Source organism: Kribbella sp. NPDC054772, assembly GCF_053611945.1.
In genome coordinates, this window is the sequence record NZ_JBSHBJ010000013.1 from 1 (window position 1) to 22069 (window position 22069).

General features: G+C 69.6%; 22 protein-coding genes and 1 riboswitch. Of the genes, 12 read left to right on the forward strand and 10 right to left on the reverse strand.

Going from position 1 to position 22069, the window contains the following annotated elements; all coding sequences use genetic code 11:
• Positions 1–145: 145 nt before the first annotated feature.
• The 3 genes from ACWGID_RS21050 (at position 146) to ACWGID_RS21060 (ending at position 3578) form a co-directional block, all read left to right on the forward strand.
• Positions 146–961: a carbohydrate ABC transporter permease gene (locus ACWGID_RS21050; RefSeq protein WP_452199250.1), complete on the forward strand. Its 816-nt coding sequence runs from the start codon at positions 146–148 to the stop codon at positions 959–961.
• Positions 961–1833, forward strand: a complete 873-nt coding sequence (locus tag ACWGID_RS21055; RefSeq protein ID WP_452198921.1) for a carbohydrate ABC transporter permease — start codon at positions 961–963, stop codon at positions 1831–1833. The genes ACWGID_RS21050 and ACWGID_RS21055 overlap by 1 nt, the downstream gene beginning before the upstream one ends.
• A 104-nt stretch (positions 1834–1937) precedes the next feature.
• Positions 1938–3578 carry an MFS transporter gene (locus ACWGID_RS21060; RefSeq protein WP_452198922.1) on the forward strand — a complete coding sequence of 547 codons (1641 nt, stop codon included), beginning with the start codon at positions 1938–1940 and terminating at the stop codon, positions 3576–3578.
• Positions 3579–3612: 34 nt separating this feature from the next.
• On the opposite strand, the gene ACWGID_RS21065 is transcribed toward ACWGID_RS21060, so the two are convergent.
• From ACWGID_RS21065 to ACWGID_RS21075, 3 genes are all read right to left on the reverse strand, one after another.
• Complete coding sequence (locus ACWGID_RS21065) at positions 3613–4077, reverse strand: DUF7144 family membrane protein (protein WP_452198924.1); 465 nt, start codon at positions 4075–4077, stop codon at positions 3613–3615.
• 23 nt (positions 4078–4100) lie between these two features.
• Entirely contained in the window at positions 4101–5183 is a 1083-nt protein-coding gene (locus ACWGID_RS21070; protein WP_452198926.1) for a hypothetical protein, read from the reverse strand.
• A gap of 96 nt (positions 5184–5279) precedes the next feature.
• On the reverse strand, positions 5280–6254 hold the full coding sequence (locus ACWGID_RS21075; RefSeq protein ID WP_452198928.1) for an LLM class flavin-dependent oxidoreductase: 975 nt from the start codon (positions 6252–6254) through the stop codon (positions 5280–5282).
• 96 nt (positions 6255–6350) lie between these two features.
• Here ACWGID_RS21075 and ACWGID_RS21080 point away from each other — a divergent pair, with 96 nt between their 5' ends.
• The 4 genes from ACWGID_RS21080 to ACWGID_RS21095 all read left to right on the forward strand — a co-directional run bounded on the left by ACWGID_RS21080 (position 6351) and on the right by ACWGID_RS21095 (position 10432).
• The gene (locus ACWGID_RS21080) at positions 6351–7484 is read left to right on the forward strand and encodes a mandelate racemase/muconate lactonizing enzyme family protein (RefSeq protein ID WP_452198930.1); all 1134 of its coding nucleotides are present in this window, start codon (positions 6351–6353) and stop codon (positions 7482–7484) included.
• A 6-nt stretch (positions 7485–7490) separates the two neighbouring features.
• On the forward strand, positions 7491–8453 hold the full coding sequence (locus tag ACWGID_RS21085) for a dihydrodipicolinate synthase family protein (RefSeq protein ID WP_452198932.1): 963 nt from the start codon (positions 7491–7493) through the stop codon (positions 8451–8453).
• 238 nt (positions 8454–8691) lie between these two features.
• The gene (locus ACWGID_RS21090) at positions 8692–9915 is read left to right on the forward strand and encodes a hypothetical protein (protein WP_452198934.1); all 1224 of its coding nucleotides are present in this window, start codon (positions 8692–8694) and stop codon (positions 9913–9915) included.
• Positions 9916–9982: 67 nt separating this feature from the next.
• Entirely contained in the window at positions 9983–10432 is a 450-nt protein-coding gene (locus ACWGID_RS21095; RefSeq protein WP_452198935.1) for a flavodoxin family protein, read from the forward strand.
• Here ACWGID_RS21095 and ACWGID_RS21100 read toward each other — a convergent pair.
• The 4 genes from ACWGID_RS21100 to ACWGID_RS21115 form a co-directional block, all read right to left on the reverse strand.
• Positions 10422–11438 (reverse strand): zinc-dependent alcohol dehydrogenase family protein, encoded by a 1017-nt coding sequence (locus tag ACWGID_RS21100; RefSeq protein ID WP_452198937.1) that lies wholly within the window; start codon positions 11436–11438, stop codon positions 10422–10424. The two genes, ACWGID_RS21095 and ACWGID_RS21100, sit on opposite strands and share 11 nt — an antisense overlap.
• A 66-nt stretch (positions 11439–11504) precedes the next feature.
• Entirely contained in the window at positions 11505–11780 is a 276-nt protein-coding gene (locus ACWGID_RS21105) for a ubiquitin-like small modifier protein 1 (RefSeq protein ID WP_452198939.1), read from the reverse strand.
• Positions 11777–13042: a threonine synthase gene (gene thrC / locus ACWGID_RS21110; protein WP_452198941.1), complete on the reverse strand. Its 1266-nt coding sequence runs from the start codon at positions 13040–13042 to the stop codon at positions 11777–11779. The genes ACWGID_RS21105 and thrC overlap by 4 nt, the downstream gene beginning before the upstream one ends.
• A 13-nt stretch (positions 13043–13055) precedes the next feature.
• Positions 13056–13197, reverse strand: a riboswitch (SAM riboswitch).
• 188 nt (positions 13198–13385) lie between these two features.
• Positions 13386–14333 carry a DNA-3-methyladenine glycosylase family protein gene (locus ACWGID_RS21115; protein ID WP_452198943.1) on the reverse strand — a complete coding sequence of 316 codons (948 nt, stop codon included), beginning with the start codon at positions 14331–14333 and terminating at the stop codon, positions 13386–13388.
• Between the two features lie 46 nt (positions 14334–14379).
• Between ACWGID_RS21115 and ACWGID_RS21120 the strand changes: the two genes are divergently transcribed.
• Entirely contained in the window at positions 14380–14847 is a 468-nt protein-coding gene (locus ACWGID_RS21120; protein WP_452198945.1) for a hypothetical protein, read from the forward strand.
• Here the strand turns inward: ACWGID_RS21120 and otsB are convergent.
• From otsB to ACWGID_RS21135, 3 genes are read right to left on the reverse strand one after another with little or no spacing between them, the layout of a single operon-like run.
• A complete protein-coding gene (gene otsB, locus ACWGID_RS21125; RefSeq protein ID WP_452198947.1) occupies positions 14813–15646 on the reverse strand; it encodes a trehalose-phosphatase in 834 nt (277 codons plus the stop codon). The two genes, ACWGID_RS21120 and otsB, sit on opposite strands and share 35 nt — an antisense overlap.
• Before the next feature lie 7 nt (positions 15647–15653).
• Positions 15654–16307 (reverse strand): LytR C-terminal domain-containing protein, encoded by a 654-nt coding sequence (locus ACWGID_RS21130; RefSeq protein WP_452198949.1) that lies wholly within the window; start codon positions 16305–16307, stop codon positions 15654–15656.
• A 2-nt stretch (positions 16308–16309) separates the two neighbouring features.
• Positions 16310–16618: a DUF3263 domain-containing protein gene (locus tag ACWGID_RS21135; protein ID WP_452198950.1), complete on the reverse strand. Its 309-nt coding sequence runs from the start codon at positions 16616–16618 to the stop codon at positions 16310–16312.
• Positions 16619–16767: 149 nt separating this feature from the next.
• On the opposite strand from ACWGID_RS21135, the gene ACWGID_RS21140 reads away from it, so the two are divergent.
• The 4 genes from ACWGID_RS21140 to ACWGID_RS21155 are packed head-to-tail and all read left to right on the forward strand — an operon-like array spanning position 16768 to position 21992.
• The gene (locus ACWGID_RS21140) at positions 16768–18171 is read left to right on the forward strand and encodes an amidase (protein ID WP_452198951.1); all 1404 of its coding nucleotides are present in this window, start codon (positions 16768–16770) and stop codon (positions 18169–18171) included.
• On the forward strand, positions 18162–19163 hold the full coding sequence (locus tag ACWGID_RS21145; RefSeq protein ID WP_452198953.1) for a Gfo/Idh/MocA family protein: 1002 nt from the start codon (positions 18162–18164) through the stop codon (positions 19161–19163). Before ACWGID_RS21140 ends, ACWGID_RS21145 begins: the two co-directional genes overlap by 10 nt.
• Positions 19164–19171: 8 nt before the next feature.
• On the forward strand, positions 19172–20578 hold the full coding sequence (locus tag ACWGID_RS21150) for an alpha,alpha-trehalose-phosphate synthase (UDP-forming) (protein ID WP_452198954.1): 1407 nt from the start codon (positions 19172–19174) through the stop codon (positions 20576–20578).
• Complete coding sequence (locus ACWGID_RS21155) at positions 20565–21992, forward strand: FGGY family carbohydrate kinase (RefSeq protein ID WP_452198956.1); 1428 nt, start codon at positions 20565–20567, stop codon at positions 21990–21992. The genes ACWGID_RS21150 and ACWGID_RS21155 overlap by 14 nt, the downstream gene beginning before the upstream one ends.
• Positions 21993–22069 lie beyond the last annotated feature (77 nt).

Below are 22069 nucleotides of genomic sequence, written 5' to 3' on the forward strand. Positions count from 1 at the left end.
GGGGGCCGGCGGCCGCCCGCGCCCCCCCCCCCCGCGCGCGGGCGCGCGGCGCCCCCCGCCCCCCCCCGCCCCCGCCCCCGCCCCCGCCGCCCCCCCCCCCCCCGCCCGCAAACGCCCGTGGGTCGGGTTTCTGTTCGTGTTGCCCATGCTGGTGCTGTTCCTGCTCTTCCGGTTCCTGCCTGCGGTCGGCGCGTTCTTTCTCTCGCTGACCGACTACCGGATCAGCGGCAAGTGGGATTTCGTTGCGCTCGACAACTACACCCGGCTGTTGTCGGACAAGGTGTTCCACGAGGCGCTGCTGGTGACCGTCACCTACACGGTGATCTTCGTACCGCTGACAGTTCTGCTGTCGCTCGGAACCGCCGTACTGCTGCATCAGGTGGTGTGGAAGCGCGGCTTCTTCCGGGGCGTGTTCTTCCTGCCGTACGTGACCAGCATCGTGCTCGCAGCGGTGATCTGGAAGTGGATCTACGACGCGCAGGACGGCCTGCTGAACGCGGTCCTCGGGCTGGTGAACATCGGCCCGATCGACTTCCTCAGCCAGTCGAACACGGTGCTGCCGTCGATCGCGGTGACGTCGGCGTGGAAGGGTTTCGGCTACTCGATGCTGATCCTGCTCGCCGGCCTGCAGGCGGTACCGAAGTCGTACCTCGAGGCGGCGATGATCGACGGCGCAGGCACCTGGCAGCGGTTCCGGTACGTGACGTTGCCGCAACTGCGGCCGGTGCTGTTCTTCGTGCTGGTGATCGAGACCATCGGCGCGTTCCAGGTCTTCGACGCGATGTACGTGATGACCGGCGGCGGCCCGGTGCGGTCCAGCTATTCGCTGGTGTACTTCCTGTACGACAGCGGCTTCAAGTACTTCGACTTCGGGTACGCCAGTGCGATCGGTCTGGTGCTGTTCCTGATCGTGCTCGTCGTCTCGCTGGTCCAGCGCCGGCTCGTCGGGAGGGACGACTGATGACTGAGGTACTCGATCGGCCACCGGTCCGGGAGCTGGCGACCACGTCGTCCGCGGGCCGGCGTACCGCTGCTCGCCTGACCCTGCCGACGCTGCTGACACTGACCGCGATCGTGACGATCGTGCCGTTCGCCGCGATGGTGCTGGTCGCGTTCGCCCCGCCGAGCGGGCAGACGTTCCCGGGCGCGCTGAACCCGTCCCACTTCACGCTGGAGAACTTCCAGAAGGTGCTGTCCAGCTCGGACATCCCGCGCTGGACGGTCAACTCGCTGCTCTACTCGCTGGTGTCGGTCGCGTGCGTGCTGCTGTTCGCGTCGATGGCCGGGTACGCGTTTGCCAAGAAGAAGTTCCCCGGCCGCGAGATCATGTTCTGGGCGTTCCTGGCGACCCTGATGGTGCCGTTCCAGGCGACGCTGATCCCGTCGTACATCCTGGTCTCGAAGCTGGACTGGGTGGACAGCTACTGGGGCCTGATCGTGCCGACGCTGGCGAACTCCCAGGCGGTGTTCCTGATGCGGCAGTTCATCATGCAGCTGCCGGACGAGTTGTTCGAGGCGGCCGAGATCGACGGGGCCCCCGAGTGGCGGATCTTCACGATGATCGTGCTGCCGCTGATCCGGCCGGTGCTCGCCACGCTCGGGATCTTCGTGTTCCTGTGGCACTGGAACGACTTCCTCTGGCCGCTCGTGATCGGGCAGTCCGGCCAGATGCAGACGCTCACCGTCGGCCTGGCCACGTTGCAGACCCAGGCGGTGCCGATCAACCAGGTGATGGCCGGCGCGACGATCACCGTCGTACCGAGCCTGCTGGTGTTCGGGCTCCTGCAGCGCTACCTGACCGACAGCATCGCGATGTCGGGGCTCAAGGCCTGACCCACGCCCCCCGTCTTCACCCGGCGCGGACGATGCCGGGTGCTGACGGAGTGCGCTCTACTGACCCCGTCCGGCCGGAGATCCGGACGGGGAGGGGCCTGCGGATGAGCAGCGACGTACCGGCCGCCGGCGTCCGTACGGCTGCCGGCTCGCGGACCGTGCTGATCACGCTCGCGTCCGGCCAGTTCCTGATGGCGCTGGACAGCTCGGTGATGAACGTCTCGATCGCGACCGTGGCCGAGGATCTGGGCACGACCGTGACCGGGATCCAGTCCGCCATCACGCTCTACACCCTGGTGATGGCCTCGCTGATGATCACCGGCGGGAAGATCGGTCAGATCCTCGGCCGGAAGCGGGCGTTCGCGATCGGGTGCGTGATCTACGGCGCCGGCTCGCTGACCACCTCGCTGTCGCCGAACCTGACGGTGCTGATGATCGGCTGGTCGGGACTCGAAGGGATCGGCGCGGCGCTGATCATGCCGGCCATCGTGGCGCTGGTGGCGACCAACTTCGACAAGCCCCAGCGGCCAAAGGCGTACGGCGCGGTCGCAGCGGCGGCCGCGATCGCCGTCGCCCTCGGCCCGCTGATCGGGGGCTTGTTCACGACGTACCTCTCGTGGCGCTGGGTGTTCGCCGGCGAGGTCCTGATCGTCCTCGGCATCCTCGCGATGACCCGCCGGATCTCCGACGTACCCGCCGATCGCTCCACGAAGCTCGACCTGGTCGGTACGGCGCTGTCCGCGCTCGGACTCGCGCTGATCGTCTTCGGAGTGCTGCGCGCGGGTTCCTGGGGCTTCGTCAACCCGAAACCGGGTGCCCCGTCCTGGATCGGCCTGTCGCCGGTCATCTGGCTGATCCTCGGCGGCGGCGCCGTACTGGTCGGCTTCGTGGCCTGGGAGCGTCGCCGGACGAACCGCGGCCAGGCGGTTCTGATCGACCCGGCGATGCTCGCCAACGTGCGGCTCCGGGCCGGGCTTGTCTCGTTCTTCTTCCAGTACCTGCTGCAGGCGGGGCTGTTCTTCGTCGTCCCACTGTTCCTGTCGATCGCTCTCGGCCTGACGGCGATCGACACCGGGCTGCGGCTGTTGCCCCTGTCGCTCGCGTTGTTGGTGGCCGCGATCGGCATCCCGAGATTCCGTCCCCAGGCGTCCCCGCGGCGGGTGGTCAGGATCGGTTTCGGCCTGTTGTTCCTCGGGCTCGTGCTGCTGACGGCGGGTCTCGACATCGGAGTCGGGGCGGACGTCGTCACGGTGCCGCTCCTGCTGGCCGGGCTCGGTATCGGAGCGCTGGCGTCCCAGCTCGGCGCCGTCACCGTCGGCGCGGTCCGCACCGAGGAGAGCGGCGAGGTCGGCGGGCTGCAGAACTCGATCATGTTCCTCGGTGCCTCGATCGGGACCGCCCTGGCCGGGGCGGTCCTGATCTCCTCGCTGACCAGTTCGTTCCTGACCGGGATCAAGGACAATCCGGACGTACCCGCGAGCGTGTCGTCGCAGGCGGAGGTCGAGCTCGCCGGCGGCGTACCGTTCGTCTCCAACGATCAGCTCAGCCAGGCGCTGTCCAAAGCCGGTGTGGATCAGAAGACCGCCGACGCGATCACCGACGAGAACGAGCAAGCCCGGCTGGACGGCCTGCGCGCGTCGCTGGCCGCCCTCGCGCTGATCTCGCTGTTGTCACTGTTCCTCTCGAGCAATCTCCCGACCCGGCAGCCCACCACCACCGCCGCTCAGGCCGATCCGAAGACCTAGTGTCCCGCTAACGGGACACTAGTGTCCTGAGTCGCTAGCGGTCGCGGGCCTCGAGCATCTTTCGCATCTCGTCGCCGTGCACGGTGAGGGCCCAGATCACCAGGATGTCGACGGCGATCAGGATCGTCGACCAGATCGGGTACGCCGCGAGGAACGCCGCGTTCACCACGATGCTGAGCACCGCCAGGACGACGCCGACCACCCGGCCCCACAACTTGCCGTTGAGCAGCGCGATCCCGGACACCACGACGACGAGTCCGAGGACCAGGTGGATCAGCCCCCAGGAGTCGTAGTTGAGCTCGATCGCCAGCTTGGCGGTGCGGACCAGGAAGTAGTCGTCGTGGAAGATCGCGATGAACCCCTGGAACGCGTGCAGGATCCCGAGCACGATCATCATCACGCCGGCGAAGAGGATCCAGCCGACCCAGCGGCTCGGCCACTGCGGGACCTCGACCTCGCCCGGGCGCCGGTGCGACCCGGGAATGTGGGCGTCTGACATCGTGCCTCCTCGCTTCGTCCGATCTAGGGCGTGACCTCGTTCTTCGCGGCGGCGGTGCGGTACTCGTTGACCGGGTGGTACCGGTCGTAGAGCGTGGTCAGGATGCTGAACAGGAAGACGAAGAAGAGCGTGTCGCGCAGCGACAGGCCGTTACCCCGCTGGGTGAGCAGCAGGTCCTCGAGGAGGACGATCACCACGTTCAGCCCGAAGACCACCGCGAACGAGATCGCGGCCGAGTCCCACCCGTAGCCGCGCCGGGCGGCCCAGAGACCGATCGCGGAGTTGATCACGACGAAGAACGCGATTCCGAGGAAGAGCTGGAAGTCGCTGACCTCGACGCCCGGCAGCACCCGTCCGTAGATCACGCTGATGATCCCGATCAGGAAGATCTTCTCGACGGCTCCCCAGCCGAAGACCTTGCCGTGCGCGGCGCGGAACGCGGCCCGCTCCTTCGCCTCGTCGATCTCGGTCGGCAGCGGATCGGCTTCCAGCCGCAGCGGCCAGTCCGGCGGGCGCAGCCGCGGCCGGACCACGAACCACAGCACGGCGGCGAGGGTGAGCAGCCCGATCACCACGACCGGCCCGAACCACGGCACGTCACGAACCGTGTCGGTGAAGTCCAGCTCGGCCACGTGGATCCAGTACTCCTGCGGCAGCTTGATGAAGATCCAGATGCCGGCGGCCACCAGGACCCAGAACTTCATGCCGTAGCGCAGCGGGTTGCGGCGGGCGCGGATCCCCTCGTAGCCGATGAAGAAGTACTCGAACGTGTTCGGGAAGATCAGCAGCAGCGCCCGGACACCGGTGAGCTCGAAGAGCAGCACGCCGATCTGGCGGTAGAAGAACAGGAACCGGCTGACCTTGACCGCGTGCCGGTTCGACCAGTTCCGCAGGCTCGCCAGGTAGGCGACGGACAGGTAGAACACGTCCATCGCCTTGTCGTAGCTCTGGTAGAACGGCGGGTCGTACCCGAAGGCCTGGAAGATCGTCTGATCAGCGGCGTCCAGCACCAGCGAGGCCAGGATGGCCGGCAACGGCCAGCGCGGGATCAGCAGCGGCACGGCGAACCGCAGAAAGACGACCGTCCAGAAGACAACCTCGGCCATCCGCACGCCTCCAGCCGACGGTCAGCCGTGTGCACGCCGCGCTGGCGCGACAACATCCGTCACCAAGAGGTTACGACGTACACCCTCCGTAATGCGTCATCTTGACCCGATGAGATTTCCGAACGCCTCGATCGAGCGCAGTACGTCGCTCTGCGGCATGCCCGGCGGCTGGATCCGCAGGATGATGCCGTCGGCCCCCATCTCCTCGTAGTGCGCCAGCCGCTCGGCGCACTCGGCCGGCGAACCGATCACGCTGCGGTCGGCGATCTCGTCCCAGCCCTGGGTGTAGCGGCTCGCGTCCGTGGAGGTCCGTTTCCAGCCCGTGTAGGCGTCGTACAGGTCGCGCAGCGGCTCCTCGAGCGCCTGCCGGGCGTCCTGCGAGGTGGACCCGCAGAATCCCTCGCGGCAGAGGATCACCTCCGCGCCGAGGGTGCCCTCGCCGCGCGGGTAGGACAGGTACTCGGCGATCTTGCCGGGCAGGTCGGAGTCCAGCTCGTTGAAGGACGTGGTCCAGCCGTCGCACATCCGCGCGGTCCGCTCCAGGACCGCGGACACGCGGCCGCCGTTCCACAGCCGTGGGCGCGGGTTCTGCAGCGGGCGCGGCGACAGGTACGCCTCGCTGATGCTGGTGAACTTGCCGTCGTAGCTGACCTCGTCCTCGGTCCACAACCGGGTGACGATCTCCAGGCACTCCTCGAACCGCGCGACCCGCTCGGGCTGCGTCACGCCGTACAGCGCGAACTCCTCGGGGCGGTAGCCGAGCACGAACCCCGCGGTGACCCGGCCACCCGACAGCACGTCGAGGTGCGCGAGCGTCTCGGCGAGGACGACCGGGTGGTACAGCGGCGCGACGATCCCGGCGGTGGCGAGGCCGATCCGCTCGGTGTGCGCGGCCAGCCAGGTCAGCGAGGTGAGGATCTCGTGGTACCCGGGCCGGTGCAGGTGCCGCTCGCCGAGCACCACCCACTCGAATCCGGCCTGTTCGGCGAGCCGCGCCTGCTCGACCGCGTCCGCAAGCCGCGGCCGCTCGTCGGGGGTGCCGTAGAGGTTCAGATACAGACCCAGCCGCATCGGGGTGCCACCTTCCGTTGACAGAGAGCGCTCGGGGTATTTACGGTCTTGACCGTAAATGCTATCCGCTCAGATTGCGACCCTTGGGAGCCGGAAATGAGTCTTGCAGCAGAACCGGCAGGGTTGCCGGGCGGGGCGGCACCGGTCAGCGACCCGATCAGCCCGATCAGTGCGATCAAGACCCGGGTGGTCAGCGCGGCGTACCGGCGCCCGTTCCAGATCAGCAGCGGCGTGAGCACCGAGCTCGTCAGCCTGGTCGTCGAGGTGCACACCGCCGACGGTGCGATCGGGATCGGCGAGACGTCCCCGATGACGGCGTACACCGGTGAGACGCTGGCCGGTGTCACGGCCGCGATCGAGGAGCACCTCGCGCCGGCGCTGATCGGCCGCGATCCACTCGACCGCGCCGGCGCTCACGTGGTGATGGACGGCGTGCTGCGCGGCCAGCAGGTCGCCAAGTCCGGCCTCGACATCGCCCTCTACGACCTGGCCGGCAAGCTCAGCGGCTGGCCGGTGCACGCGCTCCTCGGCGGCTCGGTCCGCGACCGCGTCCAGACCACCTGGGTGGTCGGCCTCGGCACGCTCGACGAGATGGCCGCCGAGGCCGCGGAGTACGCCGATCGTGGGTTCCGGCACCTCAAGGTCAAGGGCGGCCACGACCCGGCGAAGGACCTGGAACTGATCCGGGCCGTCCGCGCCGCGATCCCCGCCGACGCCGAGCTCTGCCTGGACGCCAACGAGGGGTACGACGCGACGACGGCCCTCCCGTACCTCGCGAAGATGACCACGGCCGGTCTGACCCTGCTCGAGCAGCCGCTCCCCCGCTGGGACCTCGCCGGGCTCGTCCGGTTGCGCGAGCGCCTCGACGTCCGGCTGATGGTCGACGAGAGCATGCACTCGCTGCACGACGCGCTGGAGATCGCGCGGCGCGGCGCGGCCGACGTACTGAACATCAAGATCCTCAAGGTCGGCGGGCTGCACCGGGCGCTGCAGATCGCCAATGTGGCCGAGGCCGCGGGACTGGCGGTGAAGGTAGGCTCGATGCCGGAGTTGGGCGTCGCCACGCTGGCCGCCGTACACCTGGCCGCCGCGGTTCCGGGGGCGACCGTCGCGGCGGACCTGGTGGGGCCGTTGATGGTCGACGAGGACCCGCTGGCCCCGACCGTGTTCGCCGACTGCGACGGCTGGATCGACGTACCGAAGTCGCCCGGTCTCGGGCACGAGGTGTGAGAGGTCATGATGCATCCACTCGTTGAACGGCTCCGCGGCACACTGCTCCCCGCGGTCGTCACCCCGATGGACTCCGACGGCGTCGTCGAGTGGGACGCGCTGTCCGCGTACGCCGTGACGTTGGCGAAGCAGTCGATCGGCGGAGTCGCGGTCTGGGCCCACACCGGACGCGGGCTGTACTTGTCCGCGGGCGACCGTTCGAAGGTGCTCGAGACGTGGCGGCAGGCCACCGACCTGCCGATAGTCGCGGGTGTCGGCGTCCCGAAGTCCGTGTCGGCGCACACGCTGCAGGAGGCGGCGGACGCGACGGTGGAGATGGCGCGGGCGGCTGCAGCGGGTGGCGCCGACGCCGTCATGGTCTACCCGCTGGCGGCGCTTGGTGAGCTGCCGGACGGGGACGCGCAGGCGGTGGCGTTGCACGAGCGCGTCGCGGCCGAGAGCGGGCTGCCGCTGGTCGGGTTCTACCTGCACGGCGAGGCGGGCGGCTATCCGTACTCACCGTCGTTGATCCGGGAGTTGCTCGCGCTGCCGGCCATGCTCGGCGTGAAGACGGCGACGCTGGACCGGGCGATCGGATGTCAGGACGCGATCTGGGCCGGGCGAGGCAGCGGGAAGCTGCTGATCACCGGCGAGGACCGGATGTACGGGCCGTCGTTCATGTGGGGCGCGGACACCGCCCTCGTCGGCATCGCGTCGGCACAGGTGGAGCTGTCGGCCGCCGTACTGCGGACTTGGACGGCCGGCGACCACTCGGGATTCTTGACCGCCTCCGATCGGCTGGACCGGTTCGCCGCGGCCACGTTCTACGCGCCGATCGAGGGCTACGTGCAACGGATGCTCTGGGCGGCCGAGTGGGAAGGGCTGGTGCCGGCCGCGGCCGCGTACGACCCCTTCGGCCCGCAGCTGCCGCCGGGCGAGCGGGATCTGGTGGTCGCCTGTCTCGAAGAGCTGGCGGCGCACCCTGGGTAGCACGGGCTGTGCGGTGGCGCGCTCCCTCCACGCTCCACCACACCAGCGCCGTCGCGAACCGCCTCGGGGCTGGCGGCAATTGTGGTCTTGACCGAAACTAGGAGAGCGTGACCGGAACGTCAAGATCTCGACGAGCCCTGCGCTATTCTGCGAGTTGAGGGCCAGACCAGAAGTTGTCGGAGGACCACGTGAGGATCTGTTCGGCTGCTGGGGGACATCTCCGAAGCGCGGTGGGCTGATGGCGCTCGCGGTCGGTGTGGTCGGTCCCGAGGACCTGGTGCAGCGCGTCACCGCGGTCGGCGCCCCGAGCGGGACCACGCTCGTCCCGCTCCCGTACCGGCACGAGAACGAAGCGGTCGGGCTCGTCGAGCAGGCGCACCGGGAAGTCGACGCGTTCCTGTTCACCGGCGTCGTCCCGTACACGATCGCCACCGCGGCCGGCGTGATCGACCGGCCGGCGATGTACGTCTCGTACGACGGGGCGACGCTGCTCCGCGCGCTGGTCGAGCTGCTCCGGCTCGGGCACAACGTCACCCGGTTCTCGATCGACACGCTGCGGCGTTCCGAAGTCCTCGAGACCCTGATCGAGGCGAAGCTGCCGACGGACCAGATCCACGTGCTGCCGTACCGGCCCGGCCTGACGTCGGACGACATCGTCGACTTCCACCGCGACGCCCGCGAGAAACACGACACCAAGGTCGCGATCAGCTGCCTCGGATCGGCCTTCCACCTGATCGAGAACGAGATGCCGTCGGTCCGGCTGGCGCCGTCGCGGTACTCGATCCGCTCCACGCTCCAGGCGTTGATCCTGACGACGACCGGCCAGCACGTCGGCGACGCGCAGGTCGCGCTCGGCGTCATCGATCTCCAAGAACCGGACGACGCGCTCGCCGCCGACCTGATCACGCTCGGCGGCAGCCTCGCCGCGCTCCCCGACGGCCGCCACCTCGTCGTCACCACCCGCGGACTGCTGGAGCAGGCCACGGAGCAGTTCGCCCGGATGCCGCTGCTCGACAACCTCGCGGCGCGGCACAGCACGGCGTACGTCGGGTTCGGCGTCGGCCGTACCGCGGCAGAGGCCGAGGCGCTGGCCCGGCGTGCCGTCGGCCGGGCCGCCTCGATCGGGTCGGTTGCCGGGGTCGTGTCGATGTCCGACGACGTCGAGATCGTCATCGAGCCCTCCGGCGACCAGCCGTCCACCGCCCGCGGCACCGAGAGCCTGCCGCTGCTGGCCCGCCGGGTCGGCCTCAATACGCAGACCCTCGCGCGGATGCGCGAACTCACCGCCGCACTCCCCGACGGTCTCACCACGCAGGACGTCGCCGACCATCTCGCCGTACAGCTCCGCACCGCGCGCCGCGTGCTGAAACGCCTGGAACGAGCCGGCCTCGCCGCCCCCACCGGCACCCAACAACACGGCCGCACCGGCCGCCCGCCGACCGTCTACCTGATCCGCCTGTAGTCGCAGTCGTCACGTTTCGCACCGCTGCGGGATCTTCGCTGTATCAGCGAACGAAAGGATCCCGAGGATGCAGGTTGTCATCGTGTGTGTCTCCGTGTCGCACGGCAATACCCGGCGGGTCGCCGACAGCATGGCCGACGCACTGGATGCGAAGGTCGTCTCGCCTGAACAGGTCGACCCGGCGGAGCTGGCCGCGGCCGATCTCGTCGGGTTCGGATCGGGCGTCTTCTACCAGAAGCTGCACCCGGACCTGATCGACTTCGTCAAGACCCTCCCGGCCGCCACAGGGCGCGCGTTCGTCTTCGCCACCAGCGGATTCCCCGAAGTACTGCGCTTCACCCGCCCCCTGGTCCAGCTCCTCGACACCAAGGGGTACGCCGTCGACGCGACGTTCACGTGCCGCGCGTACGACACGTGGGCGCCGCTCAAACTCGTTGGTGGGCTCAACAAACGTCGGCCGAACGCCGCGGATCTGACCGCGGCGCGGGCGTTCGCGGAGCGGCTCGTTACGGGATGATGACGGTGACGCCGGCCGGGGTGCCGTTCGTGAGGGCGGCGAGGGCGGCCGGAGTTTCGTCCAGGGTGATGCTGCGGGTGACGAGTTGGGTGGGATTCAGGTTGCCGGTGGCAACCAGATCCAGCATCTCGGGGTACGCGTGGGCCGGCATGCCGTGGCTGCCCAGCCAGGAGAGCTCCTGACCGATGAGCCGCCCGACGTCCAGCGTGACGGCGGACGGGAGGAGGCCGACCTGGACATGGCGGCCGCGAGGGCGCAACGACTGCAGGGCCTGCTGGACGATGTCGCCGGAGCCGAGCGCGTCGATGGTGACGTGCGCTCCGCCCAGAGCTTTGAGCTGGCCGACGGTGTCGGCCGATGCCAGCAGCGTGCGAGCGGCGCCGTACTCGCGAGCCATCTGCAGCGCCTGCGCGTTGGTGTCGATCGCCACGACTTCGGCACCCAGCGCGGCGGCGATCATCACGGCGGACAGACCCACGCCACCGCAGCCGAAGACGGCGACGCGTTCACCAGGCGCCACCTGACCGACCTGGTGGACGGCGCGGAACGACGTGGCGAAGCGGCACCCAAGGCCCGCCGCGGTACCGAAGTCCATGTCGTCGGGCAGTCGCACCAGGTTGACCTCGGCGTACGGCACCGCGACGTACTCGGCGAAGGAACCCCAGTAGTTGAAGCCGGGCTGCAGCTGGTTGGGGCAGACCTGCTGGTCGCCGGCGCGGCACTGCTCGCACTCGCCGCACGCGCAGATGAACGGCGTGGTGACGCGGTCGCCGACCTCCCACCCGGAGACCCCGGGACCGACCGCGGCAATGGTGCCGGCGAGCTCGTGCCCGGGGACGTGCGGGAGGACGATGTCGGAGTCATGCCCCATCCACCCGTGCCAGTCACTGCGGCACAACCCGGTGGCCTCAACCTTCAGAACCACCGAACCTGCGGCGACCTCGGGCTCCGGAACCTCACGGACCTCGGGCAGGACGCCGTACTCCTCGATGACGACAGCGCGCATCCCCGCAGCTTAATCAGCCGGCGCGCGGCGGTTCCGGGCGGTCCACGCCCAGAACCGCGCGGAAGATCAGCCGCCGGCGACCGCGGGGATGATCGAGACCTGGCCGCCGTCCTTGATCGCGGTCTGCAGACCCTCGGCGAAGCGGACGTCGTCGTCGTCGACGTACACGTTCACGAACCGGCGCAGCTCGCCCGAGTCGTCCAGCACGCGCCCCTTGATCCCGGGGTACGACGCGTCCAGCGAGTCGAGCACCTCGGTCAGCGTCGCGCCCTCGGCGGACACCTCGGACACGCCCTGGGTGTAGGGCCGCAGGATGGTCGGGACCCGAACGCTCACACTCACTGCAGTCCTGCCTTCACGAAGGCGTCGTACGACGCGGGGATGGTCACCTTGGGGCCGACCCGGTCGGCCACGGCGTCGAGCGTCTTCAGCCCGTCGCCGGAGTTGATGATCACGGTCTCGGCCTCGGGGTCGAGCTGGCCGGTGGCGATCAGCTTCTTCAGCGTCGCGACCGTCACGCCGCCCGCGGTCTCGGCGAAGACGCCCTCGGTGCGGGCCAGCAACTGGATGCCCTCGACGACCTCTTCGTCGCTGACGTCCTCGATCGCGCCACCGGTCCGGCGGGCCACGTCCAGCACGTACGGCCCGTCGGCCGGGTTGCCGATCGCCAGCGACTTCGCGATCGTGTCCGGCTTCACCGGCTTGACCACGTCGTGGCCGTCCCGGAACGCCTGCGCGACCGGCGAGCAGCCGGTGGCCTGAGCGCCGTAGATCTTGTAGTCGGTGGCGTCGACCAGCCCGAGCTTGCCGAGCTCGGTGAAACCCTTGTCGATCTTGGTCAGCTGTGAACCGGAGGCGACCGGGATCACGACCTGCTGCGGGATCCGCCAGCCGAGCTGCTCGGCGATCTCGAAGGCCAGCGTCTTCGAGCCCTCGGAGTAGTACGGGCGGACGTTGACGTTCACGAACGCCCAGCCCTCCTCCTCACCGGCGATCTCGGAGGCCAGCTTGTTCACGTCGTCGTAGTTGCCGTCGACGGCGACCAGCGTCCCGCCGTACACGGCGGTGGTGATGATCTTCGGGCGCTCCAGGTCCTTCGGGATGAAGACGACGGAACGGATCCCGGCCCGGGCGGCGGCCGCGGCCACCGCGTTCGCCAGGTTGCCGGTGGAGGGGCAGGCGAAGACCTTCATGCCCAGCTCGCGGGTGGCGCTCAACGCGCTCGCGACCACTCGGTCCTTGAACGAGTGCGTCGGGTTGCCGGAGTCGTCCTTCACCCAGAGCTTCTTCAGGCCCAGTTCGCGGGCCAGGTTCTTGGCGTCGATGAGCCGGGTGTAGCCGGGCTCGGTGTTCGGGTAGCTCGCCACGTCGACGGGGACGGGGAGCAGCGGCTGGTAGCGCCAGATGTTCTTCGGGCCGGCCTCGATCTGCTCGCGGGTGATGGTCGGGTACTCGTATCCGACTTCCAGCGGGCCGAAGCACTCCATACAGGCGTAGAACGGACCGAGCGGCGACTTCGCGCCACAGGCGCGACAGCTCAGGTGCGTACCGTTGCCAAAGGCACCTTCACGGATGGTGTGGGTACCGGCGGCGGTCAGGCTCATGAGTGAGGTTCCCTCCTCATCTTCCCCGGACGCCGGATCTCGGCGCGGGACGGATTTGGCACCGGTCCCTCGCGGATACGCCCCGGACGGGGGCTCCACGGGGAGGGTTGCCGGGACGTCAACGGGCCGTTTCCCTCAGTCCCTCTGGATGAGCTCCCCCGAGATTACCCAATTGGGTCCAAATTGTGTCGCCCGGTCCCACGATCCGAGACGCACGATCTCAGCCCCACGGCCCGGATCCCCAGGCCATCACAATCCCGCCCGCCCGTCACCCGTGAGCGTGAACACACCCCCGGCCCGCCGATTGTGATGGCCTGCAGATCCGCACCTCGAGCCGGCGGGGTCAGCGGAGGCGGTGGGTGGCGCCGGGGGTGTGGGTGGGGAGGGATTTGCGGGGGCCGAAGCGGGGGTGGCCGATGCCGGTGAGTTCGAGGAGGCGCTGGACGCGGAAGCGGTGCCCGCGGTACGGCTCGATGAGCTCGGCGCAGCCGTCGTCGTCCAGCTCCTCGCCGATCAGCGCGTAGGACACGTTCCGGGAGACGTGGTAGTCCGCGAACGAGAACGCGTCCGCGTCACCGTGCGCCCGCTGCCGGACCTCGGCCGCGGTCCACACCCCCACGCCGGGCAACGACCGCAACCGCCGCTCGATCTCGGCCGAATCGGTCAGCTCGAGCGTCCGCTCCAAGGCCCGCGCTCGCGAGGCCGCCGTCAGCACCACCCGCGACCGCCGCCCCTCGACCCCGGCCCGCAGGAACTGCCACGACGGGATCAGCCGCCACTCCTCCGGCGCCGGCGGCACCATCATCGGCCGTCCCTCCGGCCCACCCGGCCCCGGCGCGGGCTCGCCGTACTCACGCAGCAGCAGCCGCCACGCCCGGAACGCCTCCTTGCCGGTCACCACCTGCTCGATCCCGGCGGCCGCCATCGCCTCGAACACCGCCCGCGACCGCGGCACGCGCACGTGCGGGAACCGCCGCGCCGCATCCACCAGCACCTGATGCTCCGGCAGCGGCTCGAACCCGTCCCAACTGTCGAGCTCCCCGAGCAACTCCGGCACCCCGTCGAGCGCCCACTCCGCGCCCGGACCCCACGCCTCCGCCTCGACAACACCGTCGTACGGCGAGAGTCGCAGCAGCACCGGTCCCTCGGGTGTCCGGGTCGCCCGCCACACGGTCCGCCGGCCCGCGTCGAACACGTACGCCGGGTCGCCAGGGCCCTTCCGCAACCCGCCGATCACCGAATGCGGATCCACCACGCGCCCAGGCCGCCAGACCCGCACCACCGAACTCACCCGCCAAGTCTTACCCACCCCACCGACAGAACCCATACTGAGTGCCATGAGTGGCTGGCAGTGGGTGAAGCTGATCGGCAACTTCGTCAACCTGTCCACCCTCGCCGGCGCCTTCGTCGGGAAGCTCGGGCGGGCGACGTTCAGCCGCGGGCCACGAGGGCTGTACTTCGCGAACGGGTACCGGCTCGGCTTCCCGGTCGCGGGCGCGTTCACGATCGGGAACGTGATCCTGAGCAAGCACGACCGCTCGTACTTCGACGACCCGGCGCTCGTCCGGCACGAGGAACGGCACTCCTGGCAGTACTTCTGCCTGCTCGGTCTCCCGATGCTCCCGCTGTACGTCGTCGGCGTGGTGATCTCGTTCCTGCTCACCGGCGACCCGGCGTCCCGGAACCCGTTCGAGCGGCTCGCCGGCCTCAAGGACGGCGGGTACGTCGAGCATCCGGTCCAGCCGCTCGGCAAGACCGTGACGCAGGCGTTCAGCGAGCTGAGATCGCGTCCGAAAGGGCAGTGAGAACCGTCACGACGCCGCTCGGGTCGTCGACCACGATGTCCGCGGCCTCGATCAGCTCGGTCGCGTTCGACGACCGGGTCGCGAGCAGTACGGCGCGCAGCCCAGCCGCCCGCTGCTCCTGGATCGCCCGGAACGCGGCGAGATCGCCGAGGTCGTCACCGGCGTACAGGATCGACCGGGCGCCGGTCGACTCGATCAGGCGGCGGAGTGCGACGCCCTTGTCGATCCCCGGCGGGCGCAGCTCGAGGACCAGGTTGCCCGGCTCCAGCCGCAGCTCGGTCTCCGCGGCCAGCGCGGTCAGCGGACCCCTGAGCAGCTCCAGCGCCCCAGCCGGATCGTCCAGCCGACGCGTGTGCACGGCCAGGGAGCTTTCCTTGTCCTCCACGAACGCATCCGGTACGCCGACCTCGCTCAGCAGCCCCGGGAGCCGGTCACGAGCGGTCGCTACGCCCGCCGGCACCGCGTCGCTCGTCACTTTGCCGGTCGCCGCTTCCCATCGCTCGAGTCCGTAGTGGCCGAGCACGACGAGCCGGCCCAGACCGGGGTGAGCGGTCACGCCGGAGAGCTCCGTCACCACCAGCGCCGGGCGACCGGTCACGATCGCCACCTGGTCGACCGAGCGGGCCAGCCGGGCCAGGGCATCCAGTGCACCCTCGACGGGCCGGGACCGGGCCGGGTCCTCGACCAGCGGCGAGAGCACGCCGTCGAAGTCCGACGAGATCACCGCGGTCGCCGGATCGGTCACGATGGCTTCCCAGCCCTCGTGTCCGGCGTCGGTCTGGATGACCGGAACGTTCATCCGGCCGTCATCCCGCATAGTCCGAGGTGAGGATCACGGTCAGGCGGTCCTTCTTCATGTTGTCCAGCGCACCCTTGGTCCGGCCGACGCCGAGGTCGCGGGCGAGCTGGTTGGCGGCGTCGAGCATGCCCGGCGGGTAGTACACGGTGCTCTCGGCGACCTTGCCGTGCCAGTTGTCCGGCGACCCGGCCACGGTCCAGCCGGCCTGCCGCGCACGGCCGGCGACCTGGTCGGCCAGGCCCTTGCGCGGAGTGTTGTTGTAGACCTCGATCGCCGGCCGCTCCTCGGCCGGGATCGTCGCCGGCTGCCCCGGCGGCTGGGTGCTCGCCGGCGGCTGGGTGGGCTCGGTCGACGTCGGCTCGCTGCTCGGACCCGTGGTCGGTGCCGTGGACGGGGTCGTCGACGGTTGGGTCGGCTGGGTCTCCGTCGGTTGCGCGGACGGCTTCGGCACGCTCGCGCCGACGGTCGACGGCCCGGCCGTGGGCTTCCCGGTCTCCGAGGACTTCGGCGTACTGGCGGCGGCCGGCTTCTCGTCGGCCTGGCTGTCGTGCCCCCGGGTCCCGAACAGCACCAGCAGACCGGCCACGATCGCGACGACGGCGGCCACGGCGACGAGGGACGACAGCACCTGTCCCTGATCGCCGCCCCTAGGGCGGGACATGCTCAGACCTCGATACCCAGGCGGCGGGCGGAGCGGGCACGCTGGCGGGCGGCCCGCAGGCGGCGCAGGCGCTTGACCAGCAACGGGTCGTGCGCGAGGGCCTCCGGCCGGTCGATGAGCGCGTTCAGAACCTGGTAGTACCGGGTCGCGGACATCTGGAACTGGTCCCGGATCGCCTGCTCCTTCGCGCCGGCGTACTTCCACCAATGGCGCTCGAAGGCAAGGATCTGGCCGTCACGTTCGGAGAGCCCCTCGATGACCGGCGGCGCAGCTTCGGCGGGGCCGGGAGAGCTGGCGTTGGCGCTGTCCATCTGCTGCTGACTCCTGTGCGGTCGGTGATCGTCCGTCCGCCAGCCACTGTACGTGTTGAACAACAGCGATGTCATTCACCGGTCAGGCGACACGAGGCGTGTCGCCCGGCGGACGGCTCGGCCCGGTCAACTCTGGCAGGATCGTAGGGGTGAGCTCAACTGTGTCCAGCTCGGCGCTGGTGGAAGAGCTGGGGGCCCGGATTCGTCAGGTGGACCAGCTGGTCAACGCCATCTGCACGCCGAACCCCGCCGCTCTCACCGATGCCGCCCGCCTCGACACGGAGCGTGACGAGGGACGGGTCCGCGGGCCACTGCACGGCGTACCGGTCCTGGTGAAGGACAACATCGACACCGCCGACCTGCCGACCACCGCCGGTTCGCTGGCGCTCGCCGACCAGCCACCGCCGCCGGAAGACGCCACCCTGGTACGGCGGCTGCGCGCGGCCGGCTGCGTGATCCTGGGGAAGACCAACCTGAGCGAGTGGGCGAACTTCCGCGGCTCGGCGTCCTCGTCCGGCTGGAGCGCGTACGGCGGCCTGACCCGCAACCCGTACGCCCTGAACCGTTCGGCCGGCGGTTCCTCGAGCGGTTCCGGTGCCGCAGTCGCCGCCGGACTCGCGGAGTACGCGATCGGCACCGAGACCAATGGCTCAATCGTTTGCCCAGCCGCGCTGAACGGCGTCGTCGGCTTGAAGCCCACCGTCGGACTGGTGCCGCAACAGGGCATCGTTCCGATCTCGCACTCGCAGGACACTGCCGGCCCGATGACCAAGACCGTCCGTCAGGCAGCTGCTCTGCTTTCGGTCCTGACCGGTGACCACATCGACTACACCGAGCACTGCCGGGGCGCCGACCTCAGCAACGTGCGCATCGGCGTACCCCGTGGTCCGTTGTGGGGCTACTCGAACGGACTGGATCAGGTCACCGAGCGTGCGCTGGAGCTCCTCAGCCAGTGCGGAGCCACCGTGGTCGACGGTCTGTCGCTGCCGACACCAGGTGGCGACGAGGACCAACTGCAGGTGCTCGCCCACGAACTCAAGGTCGACCTCGCCGCGTACCTCGCCACTCGCGCGCCCGGCGGTCCGCGGACGGTCGACGACCTGATCGCGTTCAACAACGAGCACGCGGACGTCGAGCTGCAGTGGTTCGGCCAGGAGCTGTTCGAACGCGCCGCCGCGACCGACGGCCTCAGCTCACCGGTGTACGTCGCCGCTCGGCTGACCGCGCTGCGGGCCGGGCGGGACGGCATCGACAACCTGCTCCGCGACAACCAGCTCGACGCGCTGGTGAGCCCGTCGTACTCACCGGCCTGGGCAATCGATCTCGTCAACGGTGATCACGTTCTCGGCAGCTCCTCGTCACACGCCGCACTGGCCGGTTACCCGCTGATCTCCGTGCCGTCCGGGCTGGCCTCCGGACTGCCGGTCGGAATCACCTTCAGCGGTACGGCGCGGAGTGAGGTCACGCTCATTCGCTTGGCTCACGCCTTCGAAACCGCGAGAATCGCAGCAGACGGACCGTTCCCGACCCCGGAGTTCACACAGTGGGTATAGATCGCGTCAGGTGGGGCATCGTTGCTACTGGCAACATATCGACCCAGTTCACCCACGATCTGGGCCTGATCTCCACCGATGCCGTCGCCACCGCGGTCGCGTCCCGGTCCCAGGCGAGCGCGGACAAGTTCGCCGCCGAGTTCGGCATCCCGCACGCGTACGACGACTACCGCCGGCTGCTCGACTCCGGCCAGGTCGACGTGATCTACATCGGCACACCGCATCCGCAGCACTACGCGATCGCCCGCGCCGCGTTGCAGGCCGGCATCGCCGTATTGTGCGAGAAGCCAGTGACGTTGACCGCCGAGCAGGCGCGGGACCTGATCGCGGTCGCCACCGAACACAACGTGCTGTTCGCCGAGGCGATGTGGATGCGCACCGATCCGGTGATCCGGGCGCTGTTCGAGGATCTGCGCTCCGGCGTGATCGGTGAACCACAGCAGGTGGTCGCGGACTTCGCGTTCCACAAACCTTCATTACCGGTTCGCCTGCTCGATCCCGCCCTCGGGGGAGGCTCGTTGATGGACGGCGGCATCTACCCGATGACGCTGGCCCACATGGCCCTCGGACGTCCGGCGGAGGTGAAGGCGGTCGGTTCACTCAACGCCGACGGCATCGACGTGAACGTCGCGATGGCCTGGCGGTACGACTCCGGCGCGGTCGCCGCGCTGACCTGCGGCCTGCGTTCGCAGAACCCGTGGGTCGCCTCGATCAGCGGTCCGGACGGCAGTCTGCAACTCCCGCACCGCTTCCATCACCCCGAGTACTACCTGCGTACGACCGCTTCCGGAGCGGAGCGGATCGACGTACCCACGCATGGCCGTGGGTACCACTATGAGGCAACCGCGGTGATCGACGCGCTGCGTGCCGGGCTGCACGAAGTACCGGTCCTTCCCCATGCCGCCACCCTCGAGATTCTCGATCTCCTCGACGAGACCCGGAGCCAGATCGGGGTCCGCTACCCCGGTGACGACGACGACCTGAGTGGATGACGCTGACCATGGCTGACGTGCCGAACGGTAGGAGTTCCTTCGTAGTGGTGGCCAACCGGCTGCCGGTCGACCGGATCGAGATGCCCGACGGCAGTACGGCGTGGCGCCGCAGTCCAGGCGGACTCGTCACAGCCCTGGCGCCGGTGATGCAGTCCCACCACGGCGCCTGGATCGGCTGGACGGGCAGCGCCGACGAGAAGGTGGACCCGTTCGACAACGACGGCATGCACCTGGTCCCGGTGATGCTCACCGCCGAGGACGTGCAGCTGTACTACGAGGGTTTCTCCAACGCCACGCTCTGGCCGCTGTACCACGACGTGATCGTGCCCCCGGAGTTCCACCGGGAGTGGTGGGAGTCGTACGTCGCGGTGAACCGGCGGTTCGCGGAGGCCGCCGCGGAAGCCGCCGACGACAACGCGGACGTGTGGGTGCACGACTACCAGCTGCAGCTCGTTCCCGCGATGCTGCGCCGGCTGCGCCCCGACGTACGGATCGGGTTCTTCCTGCACATCCCGTTCCCGCCGACCGAGCTCTTCGCGCAGATGCCGTGGCGACGACAGATCCTGGACGGGCTGATGGGCGCGGACCTGGTCGGCTTCCAGCGGCCCGGCGCGGCGTCGAACTTCGCCCGGCTGGCCCGGAACCGGATGGGCCTGCGGACCCGCGGCGACCGGATCCACCTGCCGGACGACCGGATCGTCCGGGCGAAGGCGTTCCCGATCTCGATCGACGTCGGCGAACTGGAGACCCTGGCCCGTCAGCCGGAGACCACGGCGCGGGCGGCGGAGATGCGGCAGGAGGTCGGCAACCCCCAGCACGTGCTGCTCGGCGTCGACCGGCTCGACTACACCAAGGGCATTCGGCAACGGATGCGGGCGTTCGGCGAGCTGCTGGACGAGAAGCGGGTCTCGGTCGACGACGCGGTGTTCATCCAGGTCGCGACGCCGTCCCGGGAACGCGTCGAGCAGTACCGGGTACTGCGCGACGAGATCGAACTGCTGGTCGGCCGGATCAACGGCGAGCACGGCCGGATCGGTACGCCGGCGATCAACTACCTGCACACGTCGTACTCGCGAACCGAGATGGCCGCGCTGTTCCGGGCCGCGGACGTGGCCGTGGTGACACCGCTGCGGGACGGCATGAACCTGGTCGCCAAGGAGTACGTCGCCTGCCGGTACGACGACACGGGCGCGCTCGTACTGAGCGAGTTCGCCGGCGCCGCGGACGAGTTCCGGCAAGCTTTCCTCGTGAACCCGCACGACATCAACGGCATGAAGGACACCATCGTCGACGCGATGAACACCGACGACCGGCAGCTCGGCCGCCGGATGAAGGCGATGCGCAAGCACCTGGCCGCGCACGACGTGAACATCTGGGCCCAGACCTTCCTGAAGGCGTTGCATGACGAAGACTGACGGGCGCGTCCTCGCGCTCGACCTGGGGACATCGTCCGCGCGCGCACTGGTCCTGTCCGAGGCCGACGCATCGCCGGTCCCAGGAGCGCTCGCGCGGCACAAGATCTCTCCGACGTACGGCTACGACGGCTCCGCGACGCTGGACCTGCACGAGTACGTCGAAGGTCTGCTCGGGTGCCTCGACGAGCTCCAGCAGAACGACCACCTGGACGGCATCGGCGCGATCGTGCTGTCCTCGCAGTGGCACTCGATCGTTGCCCTGGACACCAAAGGTGAAGCGCTGACGCCGGTGGTCACCTGGGCGGACACCCGCTCCGTCGACCTCGACCTCGGTACGTCGTTCGACGAGCAGGCCTTCCACGCCCGCACCGGCACCTGGCTGCACCGCTTGTACTGGCCGCGGCGCATCCCGTGGCTGCTGTCGGACGGCGCACCGTCCGCGTTCGCGGGCCTGCCCGATCTCGTGCTCGAGCGCTTGACCGGCGAGCGGGTCACGTCGGTGTCGGTCGCGTCCGGGACCGGCACGCTGGATCTCGCGACCGGCGAGTACGACGCCGAGGCGCTGCAGATCGCCGGCGTCGGGGCCGACCGGTTGCCCCCGATCGTGCCGAGCGGCTGGACCGGGACGTTGTCCCCCGAGTACGCACGCCGGTGGCCCGCGCTGGTCGGCGTACCCGTGCATCCTCCGACGGGTGACGGGGCCGCGTCGAACGTCGGGACCGGCGGGTACGACGTGGGGACCGCTGCGGTGACGGTGGGGACGTCGGCCGCCGTACGGGTGGTGCACCCGATCGACGACGCACCGGAGCTGCCGTGGGAGCTGTGGCGCTATCGCGTCGACGACAAGCGGGCCGTGACCGGGATGGCTTTCTCGGCCGCCGGCAACATCCACGCCTGGCTGACCGACGTACTGCGGCTGGAGTCCGACGAGCCGACCGGCGTCGAGATCGGCTCCACGCACGCGATCGCGGTCCCGTTCATGGCCGGCACCAGGCCGCCGGCCGTGGTGCCTGGTGGATCCGGGGTGTACTTCGGGCTTTCGTTCGACGACAGCTCGGCCGACCTGCTCGCGGCGGCCCTGCAAGGCGCGTCGCTGGAGATCGACCGCGGGCTGCGGATCCTCGACTCACTGTTCGGGCGCGAGCTGGAGGTCGTCCTGGGCGGCGGCGGAATCGACGCCTCCGAGTGGTGGCGCCGCTGCCTGACCGCAACCTTCGCCCGCCCCACTACGGTCTGCGCCGAACCCGAGGTCGGCGCTCGCGGTGCGGCCGCGATCGCCCTCGGCCTCTCCCCGGAGCCCGGAGGCGAACACCTGATCCCGGTCGCCGCCGAGGTGTCCCGCGTCGCCGAGCTCCGCACCCGCTACGAGCCCCTGCGCGACCTCGCCGTACAGGCATCGAAGGTGTTCGGCTGACGTTGCCGCCGCGCGAATTTCGCTGACGGGCCCTGACGGTCGTACCGCGGGTGCGGTACGTCGGCGGTACGGCCGCA